At 46.0% G+C, this 13,326-nt stretch carries 11 protein-coding genes; 9 read left to right on the top strand and 2 right to left on the bottom strand.

The window, feature by feature from the left end; translation table 11 throughout:
- Positions 1-39 precede the first annotated feature (39 nt).
- The 6 genes from P3X63_RS20430 to P3X63_RS20405 all read left to right on the top strand — a co-directional run bounded on the left by P3X63_RS20430 (position 40) and on the right by P3X63_RS20405 (position 5,731).
- The gene (locus P3X63_RS20430; RefSeq protein WP_026589080.1) at positions 40-273 is read left to right on the top strand and encodes a DUF1146 family protein; all 234 of its coding nucleotides are present in this window, start codon (positions 40-42) and stop codon (positions 271-273) included.
- Between the two features lie 141 nt (positions 274-414).
- Positions 415-1,155 carry a YwmB family TATA-box binding protein gene (locus P3X63_RS20425; protein ID WP_026589079.1) on the top strand — a complete coding sequence of 247 codons (741 nt, stop codon included), beginning with the start codon at positions 415-417 and terminating at the stop codon, positions 1,153-1,155.
- A 32-nt stretch (positions 1,156-1,187) separates the two neighbouring features.
- The gene (murA, locus tag P3X63_RS20420) at positions 1,188-2,498 is read left to right on the top strand and encodes a UDP-N-acetylglucosamine 1-carboxyvinyltransferase (RefSeq protein ID WP_277691803.1); all 1,311 of its coding nucleotides are present in this window, start codon (positions 1,188-1,190) and stop codon (positions 2,496-2,498) included.
- 197 nt (positions 2,499-2,695) lie between these two features.
- Positions 2,696-3,712, top strand: a complete 1,017-nt coding sequence (spoIID, locus tag P3X63_RS20415; RefSeq protein WP_026589077.1) for a stage II sporulation protein D — start codon at positions 2,696-2,698, stop codon at positions 3,710-3,712.
- Positions 3,713-4,016: 304 nt separating this feature from the next.
- Positions 4,017-4,697 carry a VWA domain-containing protein gene (locus P3X63_RS20410; RefSeq protein ID WP_026589076.1) on the top strand — a complete coding sequence of 227 codons (681 nt, stop codon included), beginning with the start codon at positions 4,017-4,019 and terminating at the stop codon, positions 4,695-4,697.
- A gap of 341 nt (positions 4,698-5,038) precedes the next feature.
- Positions 5,039-5,731: a VWA domain-containing protein gene (locus tag P3X63_RS20405; protein ID WP_026589075.1), complete on the top strand. Its 693-nt coding sequence runs from the start codon at positions 5,039-5,041 to the stop codon at positions 5,729-5,731.
- Between the two features lie 49 nt (positions 5,732-5,780).
- Here P3X63_RS20405 and P3X63_RS20400 read toward each other — a convergent pair whose 3' ends face one another.
- Both P3X63_RS20400 and P3X63_RS20395 read right to left on the bottom strand, forming a co-directional pair.
- Positions 5,781-8,132 (bottom strand): FdhF/YdeP family oxidoreductase, encoded by a 2,352-nt coding sequence (locus P3X63_RS20400; RefSeq protein ID WP_277691800.1) that lies wholly within the window; start codon positions 8,130-8,132, stop codon positions 5,781-5,783.
- A gap of 34 nt (positions 8,133-8,166) precedes the next feature.
- Entirely contained in the window at positions 8,167-9,429 is a 1,263-nt protein-coding gene (locus P3X63_RS20395; RefSeq protein WP_026589073.1) for an L-lactate MFS transporter, read from the bottom strand.
- 243 nt (positions 9,430-9,672) lie between these two features.
- Between P3X63_RS20395 and fdhD the strand changes: the two genes are divergently transcribed.
- From fdhD to P3X63_RS20380, 3 genes are all read left to right on the top strand, one after another.
- Positions 9,673-10,464 carry a formate dehydrogenase accessory sulfurtransferase FdhD gene (fdhD, locus tag P3X63_RS20390; protein ID WP_026589071.1) on the top strand — a complete coding sequence of 264 codons (792 nt, stop codon included), beginning with the start codon at positions 9,673-9,675 and terminating at the stop codon, positions 10,462-10,464.
- Between the two features lie 15 nt (positions 10,465-10,479).
- Positions 10,480-11,505, top strand: coding sequence for a GTP 3',8-cyclase MoaA (gene moaA, locus P3X63_RS20385; RefSeq protein WP_026589070.1), 1,026 nt, complete (start codon positions 10,480-10,482; stop codon positions 11,503-11,505).
- A gap of 403 nt (positions 11,506-11,908) precedes the next feature.
- Entirely contained in the window at positions 11,909-13,261 is a 1,353-nt protein-coding gene (locus tag P3X63_RS20380) for an IS1182 family transposase (RefSeq protein ID WP_179115646.1), read from the top strand.
- Positions 13,262-13,326 lie beyond the last annotated feature (65 nt).

Genomic DNA, 13,326 nt, shown 5'->3' with positions numbered 1-13,326 from the left:
ATTTCACCCGGCCCTCAACACAAGGAGGCGTCACCGATAATGGAAGGGATTGGACAACAGGCTGCTGTCAGTATTTTCGTTCATCTTGTTTTTATTGCGCTGACATGGTGGGCTCTTCTTTCGGTCAACATCGATCCGCTCATCAGGAAAGGGAAAATCATTCAGGCAAGGCTGTTCATGATCCTGATTACGATAGCCATCGGCTCCACTGTCAGCAACTTTTTCTTGGATTATCTTTATTATTCCAGACAGCTGCAAAATTTATTTTCCTAATCCGAACTTTTTAGGAATGGACAAAATGCGGGCTAAACCTTGAGCCTGGTCGTCCGCAATTCGTGCGGGTTGACCTTGTTTTTCCACGTATGCTTTTCCTGCGATCCGTCAACAATGGAGAGTAGGAGAGGATGATGGAAAATGAAGAAAAAACAAACGGTTTATGCCCTCATTTTTATTATGGTTTTATTTCTGATGGTTCATGTATTTCAATCGCTTCAAGCGGCGGGGAATTCGACGCTTGAGCAGCTGGCGGAAGGTTTAAACCGCCATGACGTTGTGCTTGAAGAATGGACGCTTCACACCAAAAAACAGCTGTCTTTGACTGAAGATGATTTTTTTGCAAAAGTGAAACATTTCAAACAACAATATCGACAGTATGAATGGACTGTAACAAAAGAAAGCAACACATTAAAAGCGACAGGTATTCATACCGACAGGAAAAACCGAATCAGATCGAAAATATATTTGACGGCTACCCACACAAAACAAAGACTAGTTTCGTATTTATTATATGAGCAAAAAGGCGCGGGATCACGGGAAAACTGGAATCATACATATAAGCAGTTTGAACGGAATGCATTCGACATAATGCGAGAAAAGACCGCAATTTTTACTTGTCTAAAGGGCTATTTAAATGGTATGATGAATGTTGTTTTGCAAAAAAAAGCAAAAGAACTTGTCAATGAATTTAACGCAAAGTCAGTTGAAGATTTAATTGAACCAAATTTCGTATCTGTTTCTGCCTATACTAACGAGTGGAAAGAATCCATCCAGACAGAAAAACATCAAATGAACTTGCAAGTCTCGCTTAGAAATGCGGGAATGGGCGAAAAACTTACCGTCACGGTTGGCACACCAATCGTCACGACTGAATATTAATATAGAGAAATTGGGACGCGGAGGGGAATACCTTGGAAAAAATCATCGTCCGCGGCGGTCGAAAGTTAAACGGCACAGTCAAAGTTGAAGGAGCAAAAAATGCCGTTTTACCTGTTATCGCTGCATCTTTATTAGCCAGTGAAGAAAAAAGCGTAATATGTGATGTGCCTACGCTCTCCGATGTATATACGATTAACGAAGTGTTACGTCATCTAGGCGCAGATGTACATTTTGAGAATAATACAGTAACGGTTGATGCATCTCGCACATTGTCAACTGAGGCTCCGTTTGAATATGTCCGAAAAATGCGCGCATCTGTATTGGTGATGGGCCCGCTGCTTGCTCGTACCGGCCATTCAAGAGTAGCTCTGCCGGGAGGATGTGCGATCGGCTCGAGACCGATTGATCAGCATCTCAAAGGCTTTGAGGCAATGGGGGCAAAAATCAAGGTCGGCAACGGCTTTATTGAAGCGATTGTGGAAGGACGTCTTCAAGGAGGGAAGATTTATCTTGATTTCCCTAGTGTCGGAGCGACTGAAAACTTGATTATGGCAGCGGCTCTGGCGGAAGGTACGACAACGCTGGAAAACGTTGCGAAAGAGCCGGAAATCGTTGATTTGGCTAATTATATCAACGCAATGGGCGGTAAAATTCGGGGTGCCGGTACAGGCACCATTAAAATTGAAGGTGTTAAAACGCTTCACGGCGCCAAACATACCATTATTCCTGACCGGATTGAGGCGGGAACTTTTATGGTTGCGGCGGCGATTACCCAAGGGAACGTATTGGTGCAAGGGGCTGTTCCCGAGCATTTAACATCTTTAATTGCCAAAATGGAAGAAATGGGCGTTCAAATTTTGGAAGAAGCAGACGGTCTGCGGATTATCGGCCCTGCTAAATTAAAAGCGATCGATTTAAAAACGATGCCTCATCCAGGTTTCCCGACTGATATGCAGTCACAGATGATGGCACTTTTAATGCGCGCAAATGGAACCAGCATGATCACAGAAACCGTATTCGAAAACCGTTTCATGCATGCGGAGGAGTTTCGCCGTATGAATGGAGACATTAAAATTGAAGGGCGTTCTGTCATCATTAACGGTCCTGTGCAGCTTCAAGGCGCTGAAGTGGCCGCAACCGACCTGCGGGCTGGTGCAGCTCTGATTTTGGCTGGCCTTGTCGCAGACGGTCATACAAGGGTGACAGAATTAAAGCACTTGGATCGCGGATATGTCAACTTCCATCAAAAACTTGCAAGCCTTGGCGCTGATATCGAACGCGTAAACGATGAAGAAGCAGCCCGCCTTGAAAGCAAAGAAGTTGTATCAGATTTAAACGCATAAACGTAACGAAATCAGTATGTCATACGACATGCTGATTTTTTATTTATCAAGCATTCTATACCAAGTTGTCTTTCATATCTATCATTGTGCACAAAAACAGCTTGAAATATACTTGTGTTCTGTTAAAAAGTACAGTCATAATAGCTTGTCTGCGCCCATAAAATGAAAGGGACAAAACAGAAATGGGGGCAGCTAATTTGAAACAGCTATTGATTGTACTAGCAGGCATATGCATGCTGATTTTACTCGTACCAACCCTGCTTGTTCTTCCTTTTAAAGGAGAGTCCGGGACGCAAATCTCAGAGAGGCAGACTGAACAAAAAGAGGAAAAGAAGACAGCAATATTAAAAGAGTCTCCCGTTTCGATTCCGGTCTATAGAACGGCTGACCGGAAAGTAGAAGACATTCCGTTAGAAGAGTATGTCATGGGGGTTGTCGCCTCAGAAATGCCGGCTGATTTTAACATCGAAGCTTTAAAAGCACAGGCGCTTGCAGCCCGCACTTACATCGTCAGACAGATGGTATCGGATCAGGCTGTGCAGCCGCCTAAAGGCTCGCTTGTCGATGATAGCCAGATGTTCCAGGTGTATAAAAGCAAATCAGAGCTTCGGCAAATTTGGAAAGAGGATTATGACTGGAAGATAAAGAAGGTGACCGAAGCCGTTGCCAGCACACAAGGCAAAATTTTAACCTACAATCATAAGCCGATTGACGCATCGTTTTTTTCCACAAGCAATGGCTATACTGAAAATGCCGAAGCCTATTGGACAAGTGATATTCCGTATCTGAAAAGCGTAAAAAGTGCCTGGGACCGCAAATCCCCTAAGTTTTTAAACCATAAGACCTTTACGGTGGCGGAGTTCGAACAAAAGCTCGGTGTCCAGCTCTCGGATTCCAACAGCATCGGGGAAATCACCGGTCGGACGCCCGGAAAACGCGTGGCAAACGTCGTGATCAACGGGAAGAAAATAGAGGGAAGAGACGTTAGGGAAAAACTTGGGCTTCAGTCGGCCGATTTTGAATGGAAGCGCAAAGGGAACCAGATCATCGTGACAACGCGGGGCTATGGCCACGGAGTGGGGATGAGCCAATACGGAGCCCATTATATGGCGCAGGAAGGAAAGAAAGCGGAAGACATCGTCAAATATTATTACCAAGGCACGGCTATTTCCAACGCTGACAAGTTTTTAAATAAATACATGGCGAAAAAATAAAAGGCGCTTCCCCTGGGAGCGTTTTTTTAGTTGGCATATATGTCATCATCATGAACGCTTTTGACATGGGCAGCTTCATACAAATATTTCAAAATAATATGCCGAAGGGGCTGATAAACAGTGTCCAAAGACCGTTAATCTGCCGTCTGCTTGTGCTCAATCAGGTGTTAATAACCATTTCAAGAAATTGTTGTGTGCGGAAATGAATGACAAGGAAAAGGAGACATGCCCTATTTATTTCTGTCCAGTGTTCTTCTACGATAATAATGTGTTGACGACTTTATCATGAAAGGGGAAAGGGAGAATGAAGAAGAAACTGACAATTGGTATTTTGACAGCCATGGTGTTAAGCTTGGGAACACCTGCTTTCGCTGCGGAAAAGAAGCAGGAAGCAAGTGCTCCAAACATTGCGATCATGCTTGATGCGAGCGGCAGCATGGCGAAAAAAATCAACGGGGTTTCAAAATATGAGCTTGCCAAAAATGAAGCGTTCAGCTTCGGCTCAAAGCTTGAAAACGCAAATGTGCTCATGCGGGTTTTCGGTTCAGAGGGAAACAATAAAAACTCTGGCAAAGTGCAGTCCTGCAATGCCATCAGAGGTGTGTACGGCTTCCAAACATATGATGAGCAAAGCTTCCGCAATTCGTTAAACGGAATCGGACCAACGGGCTGGACACCGATTGCAAATGCCCTTCAAGATGCGAAAAATGCTTTTGACCAGCTGGACAATAACGGCAAAAACGTTGTTTATCTGCTGACAGATGGTGAAGAAACATGCGGCGGAAATCCGGTAAAAGTAGCAACAGAATTGCGCAAATCAGATCGTGACACAGTCGTCAATGTCATCGGCTTCGATTATGAAGGAGATTTCCATGGACAGTTGACAAGCATCGCAAAAGCTGGCGGCGGGGAGTATTTCCAAGCCAAAACCAGAAACGACATTCAAAAGATCTTTACCCAGGAAGCGGCCGAGCTTACTAAATAAAGTGGAAAAAGCTGCGGAAACAAATCCGCAGCCCGCTTTTAAAATGCCGGTGAAGCACGTTACAAATGTTAAGTTATGATGTCAGAACGATGAACCCCTCTGCGTCCTTTGGAGGGGTTATTTGCTGAGCTCTGTGTTTTATTGGGAAGATCATGCCCTTTTTAGCGGACTTTTTTGATAGGACCTAAGGGGAACTGCCGTTCTATCAGCGCACAGAATATGAATAATTTGTGAATTTGAAAGGGAGAGTCGGCCTATTTATTTCTACCATGTCTTCTTTTACGATGTTGGTGGACAGGAACAGCCGGTCCAAAAACAAGAGGGAAAGGAAAGTAATCATGATGAAAAAAAGGTTGACTTTGCTGACGACGTTCACCATGCTTCTGTCATTGACGCCGGCGGCTTTCGCAGCCGAAAACGGCAATACTCAAGATAGCGGCAAAAAGGATGTCAATGTCGCCGTGGTTCTTGATGCAAGCGGAAGTATGGCGCAAAGAATTGAGGGAGAGAAAAAATTCGACATTGCCACAGAATCAGTCACCGACTTCGCTGATCTGCTTCCGAGCGATGCGAATGTCATGCTCAATGTCTTCGGTCATAAAGGCAATAATAAAAACTCCGGAAAAGAAGTGTCATGCGGAACGACTGAAACGATCTATGACTTGCAGCCGTTCTCAGCAAACGCTTTCCAGGATTCTTTAAGCGGCATCAAACCTACCGGATGGTCTCCGATTGCCAAATCCCTTTATGATGTAAAAGCAGACCTTGCGGATAAAGACGGCAAAAATTATGTTTACATCGTGACGGATGGTGAAGAAACTTGCGGGGGAGACCCTGTAAAAGCGGCAAAAGATCTCCGTGAATCAAATATTAAAACAATCGTGAACATCGTCGGTTTAGATGTGAAAACGGTAAAAGAAAAAGAAAAGCTGAAAAATGTAGCGAAAGCCGGAGGCGGCAAACTGATTGAGGCTGAATCAGCAAATGAGTTTAAAAACGTGTGGAAAGAAGAAGGCGTCAAAATGTCCAAGTAATTCCGCATGAAATAAGAGACGGCGCTATACCCGCCGTCTCCCATCTCATTTAATCGGTCGTCATTTCAAGCTCTTCAATCCGCTTCTCTTTATAGCGGCTGTCTTTTCTTGAATGGAAGATTTCCGCCTTTTCAATCATGACCATTGTATTGTACTCCGGAATTTTGGCATTGTTTTCATAAACACCTTTCGGAATCAAGACATTTCCTTCAGGCCAGTAAACCGCTGTATTACCGCGCTTCACGTTGGCAAATTTCGCCCGCCCCTGAAAGGTTCCGAAGCGGTTGAACAGGACGATGGCTTCTCCATTCTGAATAAAGAGATCCTCTGCATCCTTTTCATTGATCATCACATCATAGCGGTCCGCGGCATTGAACGGATCTTTTTCACTATAAATCATCGAATTAAATTGTTTTCCCCGCCTTGTCGTCACTCGAAACTGCCCTTCTGTTCGCCTGTTTTCCGGAAGCTCGACAGGAATCAGCTGTCCTTTTCCGTCGGCTGTCGGACAAATGCCCCCTTCACAAAGCCATGCCCCGCCCCATTGAAAGACATCCCCGCGATGTTTCAGATGCTGTATACCGTCATATTGCCGGTTGGCTTGAGCGATTTCCTCGCGGATGGCCGCGGCGTTTGGAAAATCGATCAGTTCTTTCGCTTCAGGACGGACGCGCTTGGCAAGATCAACATAAATAGCCCATTCCGGCCGGGCTTCAGCGATACGCGGCCCTTTAATCTCAGGACTGAAATAGACCATTCGTTCTGTGCTTGTCGAGGTGCCGCCGCCAGGCTGTTCATACCTCGTCATGGCCGGAAGCACAATGACTTCCTCTTTTGCATCGACAAGTGTTGATGTATTGAAAATGATATCCTGGTGAACCCTCAGTTCGACTTCCTGCAATGCTTTCTCGATAAAATCCGGATTCGGCATCGTTTCTAAAAAATTGCCGCCGCTCGTATAAAAAACCTTTACTTTGTTTCGGCTTTCATCAGGGAGAAGCATGTTTTCAATCGTTTGGCCGATCGTGTCGCCCTGCCATTTCGGAATGTCAAAACCCCAAAGTTTCTCAAGGCGGGCCGCATTCTCTTCATCAAACTCACCGCCGGGAAGAACGAAAGGATCGGCTCCCATTTCACCGGATCCCTGCACACCGCTGTGGCCTCTAATCGGCATGACGCCGCAATGTGTTCTGCCGATGAATCCTTGCAAGAGCGCGAGATTCGCCACTTGGGAAATGTTGTCTGTCGCAAAGCGGTGCTGGGTGAGTCCCATGCTCCAAATCAAGACGCCGGTTTTGGCTTTTGCAAGCAGTACGGCAAACTCTTTCATTCTTTCCTTCGATAAGCCGGACGATGCTTCAAGCTCTTCCCATCGTTGCTTTGCGATATGCTGCTTCAGCTCTCTGAAGCCGTTTGTGTGTGTATCGATGAAGGCGCGGTCTATGGCTGAACCGGGATTTTCCCGCTCCATGTCAAACCAGTGCTTCATCACACCGTTCATAAAGGCAATATCACCGCCGATATTGACCTGATATACGTCATCAGCGATTTTCGTGCCGAAAAGTGCGCTTTCAGCTATCGATGGAATCCAATAATTTTCCATGGCCGGTTCTTTGTACGGGTTGATCATAATGATTTTCGTGCCCGCTTTTTTGGCGGCGTACATATATTTTGTCGATACAGGCTGGTTATTGGCGGCGACAGAACCCCAAAACACGAGGACATCCGTCCCGATCCAGTCGCGGTAGCTGCAGCTGGAGGCGCCGATTCCAAGCGACCTTTTTAATGCCGTTTTGCTTGGTGAGTGGCAAATCCGCGACGCATTGTCAATGTTGTTCGTACCGATAAAGCGGGCCGCTTTTCCCGCTGTGTAATAGACTTCATTCGTGATGCCCCGGGCGGTTAAGTAAAAGGCGAGCTGCCTTTTATCAATCGACTTGATTTTGTCGGCAATTCGGCTGAGCGCGTCATCCCAAGAGATTCTCGTAAATGTGGACGCGCCTTTTTTTCTTGATAATGGATAAGGGATGCGCCCAAGTTTTCTGAGTTCTGTGCTGTCCAGCTTGCGAAGCTGTTCGATATCGGCCGACAGCCATTTCCCCTCAATCTCCGGCATTGTGTTCAGGCGCAGCACATTCAGCCTCGTCGTACAGAGGTGGGGGCCTGTGAGCGTTTGGTCGCGCAAGCCTGAGACGCCGAGCGCACAGCCGTCGCAAACGCCCTCTGTCAAAATTCTGTAGGCATATGTCAAGTTGTCTTTATTATCCCAGGCGGCTTTCATCGTATCTCTGATATGCTTTGGTTTTACCTTGCCGAGACCCATCGGCGCCCAGGATGCCCAGAGTTTTGGCGCCGGTTTTTTATTTAATTTCATTGGACCTTGGTGCTTCGTTTTTCCCATTTACACCGCTCTCCTTTCCGGCTTTATAAGTGCATTATCCCTTTGCTGAACTTGAGATTTGGACCGCTGCTCTTTTTCTCAATTGCTTCATATCCGCCCTGATGAAAAACGAGAGGAGCAGTCCGATGCCGAACAGGACGGAAAAAACCGTCAGACTTTGGCTGTAGCTTCCCGTTACATCGCGAATCCAAGATGAGAACATCGGCCCCACAAGTCCGGCTGCCGCCCACGCTGTTAACATGTATCCGTGGATGGCGCCGAGCTGCTTTGTTCCGAATAAATCGCCGATATATGCCGGAATGGCGGCAAAGCCGCCTCCATAGCACGTATAGATCAGCGCCATCAAGCCAGAGAAGATGACTGGATCTGCAACAAACGGCAGCAGCGGAAAAGCAATAAGCTGAATGGCGAAAAAGACGGTATACGTATTCGGCCGTCCGATATAATCCGATGCGGAAGCCCAGCCGATGCGTCCGAAGCCGTTAAACGCACCCAAAATGCCAACGAGCGCGGCGGCTCCGGCTGCGGAAAAACCCGCGCTTTCCTGGGAGAGCGGAGATGCGATCGAAATGATGGCAATTCCGCACGTGACATTAATGAAAAGCATAAGCCATAAATAATAAAACCGTTTCGTCTTAATGGCCTCGTTTGCCGTCAGCTGCGATAAATCCAGATGACGGACCGTCCTTCCTGCTGCGGGAGAATACCCTTTCGGCACCCAGCCTTCTTCAGGAGGAGCAAGGTAAACGGAAGAGAGCATCATCACCGCAAAATAGCAGATACCGAGAATAAAGAACGTGTTGGAAATCCCGGTATGGCTGATCAAAAGCTGAATAATCGGGCTGCTGATCAAAGCCGCAAAGCCAAATCCCATGATGGCCAGCCCCGTAGCCAGGCCGCGGCGGTCCGGAAACCATTTCACAAGCGAAGAGACAGGCGTAATATAGCCGACACCGAGGCCGATGCCGCCAAAAACGCCATAAAACAAATAGAGCAGCGGAAGGGAGCCGAGCTGAACGGCGACCCCGGAAAAGGTCACACCGATACCGAAGAAAAACGCCGCGAGCATACCGGCTTTTTTGGGGCCGTGTTTTTCAACGAAATGTCCTAAAAATGCGGCTGAAAGGCCGAGAAATAAAATCGCGATGCTGAACGTCAGACTGATTTGGCTCAGGCTCCAGCCGAATTGGTCTGCAAGCGGATTTGTAAACACGCTCCATGCATACACAGACCCGATGGATAAATGGATTCCGACCGCACAAAGAGCGATGAGCCACCTGTTTTTTGTTTTTTTCATGTCAGGTCCTCCTGTGGAAATGAAAAAACTGTTTGTAAAACGGAAGCTGGTTGAGGAGTTTGGGAGCAGTGATTGGCGCATATCGATAGAAAAGTGTCTATTTTGTGAATTTTTAAAAATAATATCATATTTTCAAACTATCAACAAGATGAAGCTTCCAAATTTGACCTGGGAGTTGTGAAGTATCATGATAGACGAGTATAGTAATAAATAATGAAAGATATAAAAGGGGCTGGGTTACCAATGGGGAAAAACATCACAACAAGCCGCAGCGTTTTCCGGTATGATCATGGAGAGCTTGTGCAGCGAGAGGATCAGATGGCGACAGAGTACCCCTTGACTGTAATGGTGAACGGCGAAGAGTTCGTCACACTGGTTTGTTCGCCGGACAGCCTGGAAGAACTTGTGATTGGATTTCTGGCATCCGAAGGGGTTATCCGATTTAAAAAAGAGATTAAAAGGTTTACAATAGACGAAAGTCTTGGTTTCGCATATGTCGATCTTGTCAGCTCAAATCAGCTTCGGCTTCAAGATTACACGAAGCGGGTGATTGGGTCCTGCTGCGGGAAAGGGCGGCATTTTTATTTCCAGCAGGATGTCAAAACGGCGAAAACCGCCCTTCATTATGTAACGATCAAACCTGAAAACTGTTTGGCGCTTATGCGTGACATGCAGAAAAACAGCAAGCTTTTTCAGCATACGGGAGGCGTTCACAACGCCGCTTTGTGCACCCCAGACAAAATGATCGCGACGAGGTCTGATATTGGAAGGCACAATGCGCTGGATAAATTGTACGGATTTTGTTTATTGCATCAGGTTCCGGTCCGGGACAAGCTGATCGTATTCAGCGGCCGAATCTCGTCTGAAGTGCTGCTAAAAGCGGCAAAAATCGGCGTCTCTGCGGTCATTTCCAAGTCCGCACCGACCGAGCTTGCCATTCAGATGGCCGAGGAGCTGAATATCATGATGATTGGTTTTGCGAGGAACCAGTCATTTAATGTATATACACATCACGAGCGAATACGACTCTCGTAAAAGGAGGCAATGCTAATGACCGCCAACAAGAACCCTATTTTGGATCAGAAAGACCGGCCTCTTCGGGATTTGAGAATTTCCGTCACCGATCGCTGCAACTTCCGGTGTACGTATTGCATGCCTGCCGAAATTTTCGGAAAGGATTTTCCGTTTTTGCCGAAGAATGAGCTCCTTTCCTTTGAAGAACTTGAACGTTTGGCGAAGCTGTTTGTCCATTCGTTCGGTGTTGAAAAAATCCGGCTTACAGGCGGAGAACCGCTGATGAGAAAGGATATGCCCGAGCTGGTCGGAAAGCTGTCCCGCATACCGGGGCTTCGCGATATTGCGATGACAACGAACGGCGTCCTGTTGCCCATCTATGCCGAAAAGCTTAAACAAGCCGGTCTGAAGCGGGTCACGATCAGCCTTGATTCACTTGATGATGAACGCTTTAAAACGATAAACGGAAGAGGGGTCTCCGTCGGCAAAGTTCTTGAAGGCATTGAAGCTGCAAAACAAGCCGGGCTCGGTATCAAGATCAATATGGTCGTACAAAAAGGCGTCAATGAAAAAGATATCCTGCCGATGGCCCGCTACTTTAAAGAAAAAGGCCATATTTTGCGATTCATCGAATTTATGGATGTCGGCAATACGAATGAATGGAATCGGCAGTCGGTCGTCACCAAAGCTGATATTATCCATATTCTCAACGAAGACATGCCGATTGAACCGATCGATCCGAATTACAAAGGAGAAGTGGCGAAACGGTACCGTTATCGGGATGGCTCCGGAGAAATCGGGTTTATCTCTTCAGTCTCCGATGCTTTCTGCGCGACATGCAACAGGGCAAGGCTGTCGGCGAAAGGAGAGCTTTTTACATGCCTGTTTGCGTCAAGCGGCTATGATCTAAGAACATTGGTCAGAAGCGGACAAACCGATCAGGAGCTTATCGAGGCGATCCGGTCGGTTTGGCTCAGCCGTGCGGATCAATATTCCCTTGACCGCGCCTTATCAAAAGCGGAGCCGAGGAAAAAGGTTGAAATGTCTTATATCGGCGGGTGAAACCGGTTCAGGAGGAAGCAAACAATGTTTGCTCCTTCAGCGTGTCGACAAACCCTCGCATTCGTTGTCAGGCCTGTTAAGTCGGTGCTCACGAATAATAATAACGAGGATCGACGGCTATTGTGCAGGCGTCCTGCCTGAACGCCGCCGTCATCACATCCTGTGAAAGTCTGCTCCGATGCTCGCCCTTCCTAGACTGCAAGGGTTGAGGGTCACGCTGAAAGGATGACAAAATCGTAAAACTTTAAACCGTTTTACGATTTTGTCACAATCTGGAGGAAGCAAACAATGTTTGCTTCCCAGACTGTCGAGAAAATCTCGACAGTCTTTTATTTTTTCCTTAAATCATCCATTTCTTCATTTTATAATAAAGAAAAGGACTTAAAAGGAAGGTGTTTTGCTAATGTTCTACACCAGAAATTCTTCTCAAAACGAAGCCGAATTCGTATTGCTTGATCAACTTGTTGAAGAGGATCATCTGCTACGCAAAATTGACAAATACATAGATTTCTCGTTCATTATTGAAAAGGTTAAGCCTTACTACAGTGAGAATAATGGCCGGCCATCTCTCGATCCATTGATTTTATTCAAAATGATGTTTATCGGATACCTGTACGGTATCCGTTCAGAAAGACAGCTCGAAAAAGAAATTTACTACAATATGGCCTACAGATGGTTTTTAGGATTAAATATCAATGATCCAGTTCCTCATCATTCAACGATCAGTTGGAACCGACGCACTCGTTTCAAAGATACAACCATTTTCCAAGATATTTTTGATGAAATTGTCCTTCAAGCCATCAATCACGAAATGGTTGGCGGGCGTGTCCTTTTTACCGATTCAACCCATCTCAAAGCCAACGCCAACAAGCATAAATATACGAGGAAAACAATTGAACAGGATACACAAAACTATATAAAGGACTTGGATGAAGCCGTGCAAGAAGATCGAGAGGCGCACGGAAAAAAGTCTTTAAAAGCCAAAGAGGAGGTGAAAGCTAAAAAAGAAATTCGCCACAGTACCACCGATCCCGAAAGCGGCTATCTTTACCGTGAAAATAAACCTGAAGGTTTTTTCTATTTGGATCATCGAACAACGGATATGAAATACAATATCATCACCGATGTCTATGTAACACCTGGCAATGTCCATGATTCTGCACCTTATCTTGATCGTTTAGATCACCAAATCGGACGATTTGGTTTTCAAGTTGAAGCCGTCGCTCTGGATTCCGGCTATTTAACAACACCAATCTGTAAAGGGCTTTCCGACCGCCATATTTTTGGCGTCATTGCCCACAGACGCTTTCATCCTAAAAAAGGTTTGTTTCCTAAATGGAAGTTTCAATACGACAATGAAAAAGATCAGTACATTTGTCCAAACGGACAAACACTTTTTTACTCCACAACCGATCGAAAAGGCTACAGGTTTTATAAATCAAATCCTGAAAAATGCGCTTCATGTCCTCTGCTTGAGAGCTGTACACGATCTAAAAACCATCAGAAGGTCGTTTCAAGACACATATGGGAGGATCATAAAGAAAAGGTCAGGGAAAATCGTTTGACTGCCTCAGGAAAAAACCTCTACAAAAAAAGAAAAGAAAAAATAGAGCGAAGCTTTGCAGATTCAAAACAGCTGCATGGGCTTCGCTACTGCCGGTTGAGGGGAAAACGGAATGTGACGGAACAAGTTCTCCTCACAGCTACCTGCCAGAATATGAAGAAGATTGCCACACACCTAGCGAAGCTAGGCTAGGAGTGTGGGAGGCCTTTTTCTGTTTCTTTGTAAGAAGAAAAACATATCAAAACCTATTTAAAACA

Origin of the sequence: Bacillus sp. HSf4 (assembly GCF_029537375.1) — a bacterium.
Lineage (GTDB): Bacteria > Bacillota > Bacilli > Bacillales > Bacillaceae > Bacillus > Bacillus sonorensis_A.
This window is presented reverse-complemented; position numbering and strand designations above follow the sequence as displayed.

Coding starts and splice junctions, on each gene's coding strand:
- P3X63_RS20430 (WP_026589080.1), top strand. CDS start 40: ATGGAAGGGATTGGACAACAGGCTGCTGTCAGTATTTTCGTTCATCTT.
- P3X63_RS20425 (WP_026589079.1), top strand. CDS start 415: ATGAAGAAAAAACAAACGGTTTATGCCCTCATTTTTATTATGGTTTTA.
- P3X63_RS20410 (WP_026589076.1), top strand. CDS start 4,017: ATGAAGAAGAAACTGACAATTGGTATTTTGACAGCCATGGTGTTAAGC.
- P3X63_RS20405 (WP_026589075.1), top strand. CDS start 5,039: ATGAAAAAAAGGTTGACTTTGCTGACGACGTTCACCATGCTTCTGTCA.
- P3X63_RS20400 (WP_277691800.1), bottom strand. CDS start 8,132: ATGGGAAAAACGAAGCACCAAGGTCCAATGAAATTAAATAAAAAACCG.
- P3X63_RS20395 (WP_026589073.1), bottom strand. CDS start 9,429: ATGAAAAAAACAAAAAACAGGTGGCTCATCGCTCTTTGTGCGGTCGGA.
- fdhD (WP_026589071.1), top strand. CDS start 9,673: ATGGGGAAAAACATCACAACAAGCCGCAGCGTTTTCCGGTATGATCAT.
- moaA (WP_026589070.1), top strand. CDS start 10,480: ATGACCGCCAACAAGAACCCTATTTTGGATCAGAAAGACCGGCCTCTT.
- P3X63_RS20380 (WP_179115646.1), top strand. CDS start 11,909: ATGTTCTACACCAGAAATTCTTCTCAAAACGAAGCCGAATTCGTATTG.